The organism is Actinophytocola sp., assembly GCF_036555685.1.
Classification (GTDB): domain Bacteria; phylum Actinomycetota; class Actinomycetes; order Mycobacteriales; family Pseudonocardiaceae; genus Actinophytocola.
In genome coordinates this window covers 1-6,110 of the sequence record NZ_DATBKY010000059.1, presented here as the reverse complement: position 1 = coordinate 6,110, position 6,110 = coordinate 1, and the positions used below count along the sequence as shown (strand labels likewise).

Here is a 6,110-nt window from a genome sequence, read left to right as displayed (position 1 = left end):
GGGAAGCGGTCGGCGAGCTGGGACAGGCCGAGCCCGCCGGCGAGCGCGGAGAGGAACGTCAGGGCGTACGCCGTCGCGGCGAGCAGTGCGGAACCGGTGCGGTCGTAGACGAGGATCGTGAGCGCGACCTTGGCCAGCTGGTCACCGAAGACGGACTGCGCCTCGGCTAACCAGAGCGCGCGAAACTCCGGGACCGCCAGAACGGCGGAGAATCCCGGCGCCCGTTGGCTCAACGTCAACCCCCGTGTCGACTCGTCGGCATGTCCCGTCACGGTGTGGGACAACCGCCCCCCATACGTGGTCGACCGGCAGCGCTCGACACACGCGGTACGCGGTCAACTACTTGTTGCCCTCGCGATGATGTTCAGTTCGTCATCACCACGTAGCTCAGAGTACCGGCACCAGTGAGAACCGTGGGCATCGGCGGTTGGTCTTGCCGCGTTCCCAGATGCCAGATATACCCCTTTCGGCGTACCTTGGCGCCTGTTTAGGCAGCTCAGAAGTGGTGTGCGGCGGATTTGCGACCTGTGGACAACTCCGCTGCACAGTTCGACGTGACCTTACTTGCCAGCCAGGAGCTGCAACAGATCGTCGGCCATGTCGGCATCCTGGGCGTGGTAGTGGCGGGCCGTCCTGGCGACCGAGCCGGCGATCGTGTCCGCATTGCGTGCGGCGCCCCTGACCTGGCGTTGCAGTGACTGGCCGAAGCTGTTGAGCGCGTCCGCGAACCCGGTCTCCTTGCCGATCCGGCCGAAGCTGTCGTCGGCGATCGAGCGGACCTTGTGCAGCTCCTTGTCGCGCAGCGAGCCCAGCTCGTCGGCGATCGTGCGGGTGTTGCGCGCGTAGCCGCTCAGCGCGTCCGGGTCGACCTGGAAACCGTCGCCGCCGCCGTGGTGCTTGCCGCCGCCCTGGCCGCCGTGGTGCTTGCCGCCGTCGTTCTTCACGTTGTCCCGGTGGCCATGGTGCTCGAAGGCCTTGACGCCCTTGCGTGCCTCGTCGAGGTGGCTCTTGTACGCGCCGCTCGTGTAGGTGGTCCACGGCCGGAACGAGTCGCCCTTGCCCGAGATCGCGTACGCGGCCTTCGCGTTGGTTTCCGGGTCGAACAGCTCCTTGTTCGAGTCGAGGTGGAACTGGTGGCGCCGGTCGGGGCCGAGCGCGCCGATCATGTTGATCTGCCAGAGGCCGTACGAGTTGTCCGGCGGCACGCCGTTGTGCGCCTTGGGGTTGCCGCTGGACTCGGCGAGGGCGATGGCGACGGCGGTGGTGAGGTCGTGGCCGCGGAACCCGGCGTGGTGCGCGGCTTGGGCGATCTGCTCGGGCGAGAGCTTGGACACGGCGGGCCTCCACGGCCGTCGGAAAGTTGCTGACCGGCCGAGCGTGCCTGCCGGGGCTCGCGGTCACCAGCGGTCGTGCACGAGCGAGCAGGTCGGTTGCACAGGCGGGCACAACAGGAGAAGGATCCGCCTCGTCCGGTTCCGCCAACGCCTCACCCACCGAAGGTGATTCGCGTGGAGATCGTCTTTGCCGGGGAGCAGGACCGCGGCGCGCCGCTCACCTGGGGGCAGCGGCACGTACTGCGGAACACCGCCGCATCACCACATGTCCGGATCGTGCCCGTACCCGACGTCCCGGTCGCCCGCGCGGCGACCGCGGTGGGCGACCTCGTCGGTCGCCACGAGGCGTTGCGGACGGCGCTGACCGGCGCCGACAAGCAGTGCGCGCAGGCCACCGGGACGTTGCCGGTGGAGCTCATCCGCGCTGGACCCGCCGAGGCGAGGGTGGCGGCCGAGCAGGCGCACGAGCTGCTGGCCGGCCCGTTCGACCGCGCCGCCGGCCGGCCGCTGCGGGCGGCGCTGGTCGCGGACGGCGCCGTCGTCCACCACGCGGTGCTCGTGTGCGACCCGGCCGCCGTCGACCACGAGGGCATGGACCTCGTGGTCAACGACCTGGCCTTGCTGATGCGTGGCGCGCTGCCCGTGCGGACCGCGCGCCAGCCGGTGGACGACGCGCGCCAGCAGCGCTCCGAGCAGGGCCGCCGGCTGACCGAGCGGGCGATCCGCTTCTGGGCGGGCGAGCTGGACCGGCTCGCGCCCGCACCCGGCTATCCGCCGGGCGAGCGGTACGCGGCGACGATGCGCTCGCCGGCCATGCACACGGCCGCGCACGCGATCGCCGGCCGGCACGGGGTGAGCACGTCGACCGTGTACCTCGCGGCCACGGCGGGCCTGGTCGGCGGGCTGACCCGAAGGCCCGTCGCCGGCCTGCGGACCGCGGTGAGCAACCGCTTCTACCCCGACCGGCACGACGTCGTCGCGGCGATCGCCCAGGACGGCGTGCTGGTGCTCGATCTCGGCGCGCCGTCGTTCGACGACCTGGTGCAGCAGGCCTGGCGGGCGGCGACGCGCTCGCACCGGTTCGCCCGCTACGACCCCGACCGCCTCGCCGACGCCCTGCCCCCGCTGCCGTTCGCGTGCTTCGACTCGCGGCCGGGCCGCCGCGAGGTGCCCGCCCTGCCGGCGCAGGCCGAGCTGCGCGCCGCCGCGGAGCGCACGACGCTCACGTGGGACCGCGCGCCCGGCCGCGACACGTTCTCGGTGCTCGTGGACGGATCGGACGTGACCATCCGCGCGGACCATGGCCTGGTGCCGAAGGCGGACGTCGAGTGCTGGCTGCAGGCGCTGGAGGGCCTGCTGATCTGCGCCGCGTACCGGGACGTGGCCACCGGCGAGCTGCCCGCGCTGCTCGCCGCGAAGGGGAGCCGGCCCAGGTAGGCCGGTTTCCGGTGCGGTGCCGGCGGGTACGTCGTGTCGAGGACACGACAGGAAGGGGCGTGACACGATGTCGGACCGCAGCGGCCCCGCCGAGGGTGCGAAGGGTGTCGTCGAGGACGTCAAGGGCCGGTTGAAGCAGGCCGCCGGCGCGCTCACCGGGGACGAGTCGACGGTGCGCGAAGGCCGGGCCCAGCAGGACAAGGCCGAAGCCCAGCGCGAGGCGGCGGAGAAGGAGGCGGCGGCCGAGCGGGCTCGCGCCGCCGCGGACATGCACGAAGCACGCGAACGGTCCCACCAGGACCGATAACGCCTGCCGCGGGACGGCGCCGGTGGTTCGCCCACCGGCGCCGTTTCGTGTCCAGATGGGGCTGACGCCTTGCGGCGAGGCGAGATCTTTGTACGCTAGCCGCCGATCTCGAGAGAGTCCGGCAGGAGGCGATGTGGGTCCTTCAGATCTGCTGACGGTGGACGTCGACACGCGGGGCAGCGCCGTGGTGGTGTCGGTGCGCGGCGAGCTGGACCTGGCGACGGTGCCCGTCCTGCGCGAACGCCTGGACACGTTGGATCAGGTGGCCGCCGCGCCGTCGCCCCTGGTGGTCGACCTCTCGGCGGTGACCTTCATCGGCTCGGCCGGGCTGGCCCTGCTCGTCGACCTGCACAACAAGTGCACCGAGCGGAACATCCCGCTGGCCGTCGTGGCCACGGGCAGCGTGGTGCCTCGGGCGATCCAGGTGACCGCGCTGGACCAGGTCTTCGCCATGCACGGCACGGTGGACGAGGCGATCGCCGGCACCGGCTAGCGGGCGAGGTCGGCAACCGCGTTCAGCAGGCGGTCCACGTCGGACTCGTCGGTGTACGGGGCGATGCCCGCGCGGACGGCGCCCGCCGTGCCCAGCCCCAGGCGGTCGGCGCACTCCAGCGCGTAGAAGGTGCCCGCGGGCGCGTTCACCCCGCGGTCGGCCAGGCCCTGGTACATCTCCGCCGGAGAGCGGCCCGCGACGTTGAACAACGTCGTCGGCGTGCGGCGGCGGGACGGGTCGCCGTAGCGGGTCACTCCGGGGAGGGCCGCGAGGCCGTCGTCGATGCGGTCCAGCAGCACCGCCTCGTGCTTGGCCAGCTCGGTCATCGAAGCGACGACGCGCTCGCGCCGCGAGCCCGCGCCCGGCACCAGATCCGCCAGGAAGTCGATCGCCGCGGTCGTGCCCGCCAGCAGCTCGTACGGCAGCGTGCCCAGCTCGAACCGCTCCGGCACGGTGTCCGGCATCGGCGCGAGCTTGTCCGGCTCCAGCGTCTCGAGCAGCGCCGGGGCCGCGTACAGGAAGCCGTGGTGCGGGCCGAGGAACTTGTACGGCGAGCACACGTAGAAGTCCCCGGCGAGCTCCGCCACGTCCACCACGTCGTGCGGCGTCAGGTGCACACCGTCCACATAGGTCAGCGCGCCGACCCCGCGGGCGGCGGCCGCGATGGCCGGCACGTCCGGGCGCGTGCCGAGCAGGTTCGACGCCGCGGTCACGGCGACCAGCCGGGTGCGCGGGGAGAGCACCGCCTCGACGTCGGCGACCGCTAGCTTCGCGGTCACCGGGTCGAAGTCCGCGAAGCGCGGTGTGGCGCCGGCCGCCGCGGCGGCGTGCACCCACGGGCGGACGTTCGCGTCGTGGTCGAGGCGGGTCACCACGACCTCGTCGCCCGGGCCCCACCGCTTCGCCAGCGTGCGCGCGACGTCGTAGGTCAGCTGGGTCATGCTCCGGCCGAACACGATGCCGCCCGGCTGCCCGCCCACGAGGTCCGCCGCCGCCGACCGCGCCGCGGCGACGATCTCCTCCGCACGCAGCTCGGCCCTGGTCACGGTGCCGCGGTTGGCGACCGCGGACCGCAGCGTCGCCGCGATCGCGTCGGCGACCACGGCCGGGGTCTGCGACCCGCCGGGCCCGTCGAAGTGGGCGGCGCCCTCCGCGAGCGCGGGGAACTCGGCACGCACGGCTGCCACGTCGTAGGTCATGGCCTGACGCTAGTAGGGCCGGCGGCCGAGGAACGCGAGAAGCCGGTCACCCGCCGGCGCCTGCGCGGGGACCGCCACCGGGACCGCGAAGCGGGCCGGCCGGTCTGCCTCGCTCACCAGCAACGGCGACACCGCCAGCATCTCCTCCGCCAGCCCGGGCGGAATGGGCCGGCGGCGGCCGAGCGCGCGGGCGACGTCCCAGCCGTGCACCGCCACCTCGACCGCGCCGGCCGTCGCGACGATCCCGGTCGTCAGGCCGGCGTCGCCGACCGTCACGTCCACCCGCGTCGCGTTCGTCCACGCGCTGAGCAGGCAGCACGCGCGGTCGCGCAATGCGGACACCGGGTCCGCGACCGGGCGGTCCGTGGGCGAGAGCGACACGTGCCCGGTCGTGGCCTCCTGTAATGCGACCAGCGACTCGTCGAGGTGGCCGAGCAGCTCGCGCAGGTTCCAGTCGGTGCACGGCGTGCGCGCGGACATCTCCCCGTCTCTCACCTCGTGCAGCACACCCAGCAGGTAGTTGATCGCGCGCTCGAGCAGCCCGACCCCCGCGGGCAGGGCCGCCTGCGCGGTCACCGGGTGTCCGGTAGGCCGAAGGTGCCGAACAGGCGGTCGTCGAAGAAGGAGACCACGTGCGAGAACGCCGTCCCCGACACGGTGAGGACCTGCAGGCAGAACGGCCGGAAGGCGCCGTCGCCGGCACGCAGGTACAGCCCGACCGCCGGCTCGCCGTTCGCGGTCGTGGCCACGAGCCGGAAGTCGCCCGGCCCGCCGGGGCACTGGCCCGCCAGGTGCCGCGCGACCTGCTCCGGACCCTGAAACCAGGTGGCGAACGGCGGCATCTCCCACACCGCGTCCGCCGCCAGCAGCGCCACGATCGCGTCGACGTCCTTGCGCTCGAACGCCGAGACGTAGCGCTCCAGCAGCTCCCGGGTCCGCTCCTCGGCCGGCTCGGTCTCGTCCTCGGGGCTCGGCGCCACGTCGTGCAGCTGCGCCCGCGCCCGCTGCAGCGCGCTGTTCACCGCGGCAGTCGACGTGTCCAGCAGCTCCGCCACCTCGGCCGCCCGCCACATGAGCACGTCGCGCAGGATCAGCACGGCCCGCTGCCGGGGCGGCAGGTACTGCAGCGCCGCGATGAACGCGAGCCGCGTGCTCTCCTTGCCAGCGACCACGGCGGCGGGGTCGGCGGCGGGGTCGGCGCCGGTCGGCAGCGGCTCCAGCCACGGCACCTCCGGCCGCTCGTCGAGCGGCTTGCCACCCGCCTCGCTGGGGCCGCCGAGGCCGGCCGGTAGCGGCCGCCGCTTGCGGCTCTCCAGCGCGGTGAGGCACGCGCTCGTGGC

7 protein-coding genes and 1 pseudogene are annotated in these 6,110 nt (G+C 73.5%); 3 read left to right on the top strand and 5 right to left on the bottom strand.

The genetic code is table 11. From position 1 onward, the window contains the following. Nucleotides 1–233: pseudogene (locus VH969_RS06660) on the bottom strand (MFS transporter); the annotation flags it as partial. 327 nt (nucleotides 234–560) lie between these two features. Further along, nucleotides 561–1,334: a transglycosylase SLT domain-containing protein gene (locus VH969_RS06655; protein ID WP_331972016.1), complete on the bottom strand. Its 774-nt coding sequence runs from the start codon at nucleotides 1,332–1,334 to the stop codon at nucleotides 561–563. 174 nt (nucleotides 1,335–1,508) lie between these two features. Between VH969_RS06655 and VH969_RS06650 the strand changes: the two genes are divergently transcribed. From VH969_RS06650 to VH969_RS06640, 3 genes are all read left to right on the top strand, one after another. Next, nucleotides 1,509–2,771 carry a condensation domain-containing protein gene (locus VH969_RS06650; protein ID WP_331972013.1) on the top strand — a complete coding sequence of 421 codons (1,263 nt, stop codon included), beginning with the start codon at nucleotides 1,509–1,511 and terminating at the stop codon, nucleotides 2,769–2,771. Nucleotides 2,772–2,838: 67 nt separating this feature from the next. Then, complete coding sequence (mbp1, locus tag VH969_RS06645; protein WP_331972010.1) at nucleotides 2,839–3,078, top strand: microaggregate-binding protein 1; 240 nt, start codon at nucleotides 2,839–2,841, stop codon at nucleotides 3,076–3,078. Between the two features lie 133 nt (nucleotides 3,079–3,211). Next, entirely contained in the window at nucleotides 3,212–3,571 is a 360-nt protein-coding gene (locus VH969_RS06640; protein ID WP_331972007.1) for an STAS domain-containing protein, read from the top strand. Here the strand turns inward: VH969_RS06640 and VH969_RS06635 are convergent. The 3 genes from VH969_RS06635 to VH969_RS06625 form a co-directional block, all read right to left on the bottom strand. Beyond that, nucleotides 3,568–4,770, bottom strand: coding sequence for a cysteine desulfurase-like protein (locus VH969_RS06635; RefSeq protein WP_331972004.1), 1,203 nt, complete (start codon nucleotides 4,768–4,770; stop codon nucleotides 3,568–3,570). The genes VH969_RS06640 and VH969_RS06635 overlap by 4 nt on opposite strands. Nucleotides 4,771–4,779: 9 nt before the next feature. Beyond that, on the bottom strand, nucleotides 4,780–5,346 hold the full coding sequence (locus tag VH969_RS06630; protein ID WP_331972001.1) for a TIGR03086 family metal-binding protein: 567 nt from the start codon (nucleotides 5,344–5,346) through the stop codon (nucleotides 4,780–4,782). Next, a partial coding sequence (locus VH969_RS06625; protein ID WP_331971998.1) for an RNA polymerase subunit sigma-70 occupies nucleotides 5,343–6,110 on the bottom strand: 768 nt, incomplete at its 5' end. The genes VH969_RS06625 and VH969_RS06630, both read right to left, overlap by 4 nt.